The organism is Acidimicrobiales bacterium, from assembly GCA_036399815.1.
Taxonomy (GTDB): Bacteria; Actinomycetota; Acidimicrobiia; order Acidimicrobiales; family DASWMK01; genus DASWMK01.
In genome coordinates, this window is sequence record DASWMK010000087.1 from 1 (window position 1) to 3005 (window position 3005).

A 3005-nucleotide genomic window follows, 5' to 3' on the forward strand; every position below is an offset into this window, starting at 1 on the left:
CGCCGGCGCCGTCCACCTCGGCGCCCACCCCCGCCCCGGCCCCGGCCCCCGAGGCCGCCGTTCCGCCGCCGGACTGGAGCCCGCCGTCGAGCACGGCCGCCCTGGACGACGCGCTCGCCGACCTCGACGCCTGCGGCCCCATGCGGGTCCCCGGCTCGGTGCCCGGCCGCTTCCCGGTGGCCGGCGCGGCGACGTACATCAACGACTGGCACTTCCCGCGCTTCGTCCCCTCGTTCCACCTGCACCAGGGGACCGACGTGTTCGCCGACCGGGGCACCCCGGTCCGCTCGCCGGCCGACGGCACCGTGCGCATCTCCAACGGGCCGGTCGGCGGCCTGGCCGTCTACGTCACCGACGCCACCGGCACCTATTACTACCTGGCCCACCTGGACGGGACGGTCCGGGGCCTCGCCACGGGGCAGCGGGTCCGCACCGGCGACGTCGTCGGCTTCGTCGGCGACTCCGGCAACGCCAAGGGCGGCGAGACCCACCTGCACTTCGAGGTCCACCCGAACGGCGGCGCCGCCGTCAACCCGAAGCCGATCCTCGACGGCTGGCTGGCCGAGGCGGCCGGCCAGGCCACCGACCTGGCCTCGAGCTGCGACGCCGCCCGCTCGGCGATCACGCTCGTCGCCGACGTCGCCGCCCTCGACGGGCCGGCCCGCCGCCGGGCCCCGGAGGCCGACCCGGCGGCCACGCCGGCCAGGGTGGTCAGCACGACCACGCCGTCCGTCGTGCTCGGCGCCGTCACCGGCGAGGTGGCCGCCGCCCCGATCGCCGACATCGGGGCCGGCTCGGACCGGCCGGTGGACACGGGCCTCGTGCTGTCGGGCATCGCCGTCCTGCTGGCGGCGTTCCACCAGCGCCGCTCCCGGGCCGCCGTCCGCCGCCGCGCCGCCGGCTGACCCCCGGCCCCGGCCGGGCCGCCGTCGGCGGCGACGGCCGGTGCTAGCAATGGCCGGTGCAGCGCTACGGCATGACCATCCCGTTCGACGGCGCGCCGCTCCACGCCCAGCGGGAGTGGGTGGCCGAGCTGGCCGACCTCGGCTACACGGACGCGTGGTCGAGCGAGGCCAACGGGGCCGACGCGTTCACGCCGCTCGCGCTCGCCTCCCAGTGGGCGCCGACCCTCCGCCTCGGCACGGCCATCGTCCCCGCCTTCACGAGGGGCCCGGCCTGCCTGGCCCAGTGCGCCGGGTCGCTGGCCCAGGCCGCGCCCGGCCGGTTCGTGCTCGGCGTCGGCACCTCGTCGGACGTCATCGTCGAGGGCTGGAACGGGATCCCGTTCCGGGAGCCGTACCGGCGGACCCGCGACGTCGTGCGCTTCCTCCGGGCGGCCATGGCCGGGGAGAAGGTGTCGGGCGAGTTCGACACGTTCACGGTGCGGGGGTTCCGCCTCGGCGTCGTGCCCGAGCAGCCCGTGCCCGTCCTCGTCGCCGCGCTGCGGGAGGGCATGCTGCGCCTGGCCGGTCGGGAGGGCGACGGGGCCGTCGTCAACTGGCTGTCGGCCGAGGACGTGCGGCGGGTGGCGCCCATCGTCCACGAGGGCGGGCCGGGCAAGGAGATCGTCGCCCGCATCTTCGTCTGCCCGTCGACCGACGCCGACGCCGTCCGCGCCGCCGGTCGCTTCGCCGTCGCCGCCTACCTCAACGTGCCCGTGTACGCCGCCTTCCACGAGTGGCTGGGCCGGGGCGACCGGCTGGCCGGGATGTGGACGGCGTGGCGGGCGGGCGACCGCAAGGCAGCCGCCGCCGCCGTGCCCGACGACGTGGTCGACGAGCTGATCGTCCACGGCGCCCCCGAGGCGTGCCGGGAGCACGTGGCCCGCTACGTCGAGGCGGGGGTCACGACGCCGGTGCTGGCCGTGCTCCCGTTCGGGGTCGACCAGCGCCGGGCCGTGCGCGACCTCGCCCCCGCCTGAGCGGCGGCCGCCCCGTGTAGGCGGCGCTGCGTCCCCGGCTGAGCGGCGGCGCCGGGCCGGCCGCCCGCCGCCGTGTGACCGATGGCGCCGGGCCCGACCACGGCGTCCGCACCGGCCGGCGATAGAACGGACCCGTCCACCGGCGGGCGGTGCCGGACCGATCGGGCCGGTGGTGGTTCCCCCTCCCCGCCGTCGGTCCGTCCGTCCCGGGGCCGGGCCCGTCCCGGCCCCGTGACACCCCTCCCCGTCGGCGAGCGCCGCGGCCGCCCGCAGGTGGTCGGCGACGATCGCCGGCGTGGCGTGGGCGTTCAGCCCGCTCGGGTTCGGCATCAGGTAGACGGGCACGCCGCCGAGGTCCCCGGGCTGGCGGCCGGCCACGGCCCGACGGTCCACGGCCGCCCGCCAGCCGCTCAGGCCCACGAGGCACACGGCGCCGGGCCGCAGCCACGCGGCCAGCCGGGCCACCCGCTCGACGCCGGCCCGGTACTCCTCGGCCGTCACCTCGGCGGCCGCCACCGTCGCCCGCTTGACCAGGTCGGTCATCCCCACGCCGTGCTCGGTGAGCGCGTGGCGGGCGTCGAGCGGCCGGGAGACGAGGCCGGCGGCGAGGGCGGCGGGCCAGAACCGGTTGCCGGGCCGGGCGAAGCCGACGCCGGCGTCGGCCGCGTAGAGGCTCGGGTTGAGCCCGCAGACGAGGAGGCGCATGCCCGGCCCGACCACGTCCGGGAGGGTCCTCGCCCGTGTCGCCTCCACCCACAGGTGGTGGCGCCGGTCGCCGGCCGCCTCCTCGACCAGGCGGTGGACGTCGAGCCCGGCGCCCGCCAGCACGTCGGCCAGCAGCGGCGCCGGCCAGGCCGAGAACCGCCGGCCGGGGAAGTCGTCGCCGTCGAGCGGGTCGAGCTCCTGGTCGCCGGCCAGCACCCGGATGGCGACCGGGGCGCCGGGGGTGAGGGCCCGGTGCAGGTCGGCGAGGGCGAGGGGGACCCGGGAGCGGGGGAGGTGCAGGTACGAGCAGCGGGCCCAGGCGCCGCCGAGCGCCCGGCGGCGGACGGGCAGGGCCTCGAGGTCGGCCTGGACGACCCAG

General features: G+C 78.7%; 3 protein-coding genes. All 3 read left to right on the top strand.

All coding sequences use genetic code 11. From position 1 onward, the window contains the following. The coding region (locus VGB14_06345; GenBank protein ID HEX9992527.1) for a M23 family metallopeptidase at positions 1–905 on the top strand (905 nt) is incomplete at its 5' end. A 56-nt stretch (positions 906–961) separates the two neighbouring features. Continuing rightward, positions 962–1921, top strand: coding sequence for an LLM class F420-dependent oxidoreductase (locus VGB14_06350; protein ID HEX9992528.1), 960 nt, complete (start codon positions 962–964; stop codon positions 1919–1921). A 762-nt stretch (positions 1922–2683) separates the two neighbouring features. Beyond that, positions 2684–3005: hypothetical protein (locus tag VGB14_06355; protein ID HEX9992529.1), on the top strand; the 322-nt coding region annotated here is incomplete at its 3' end.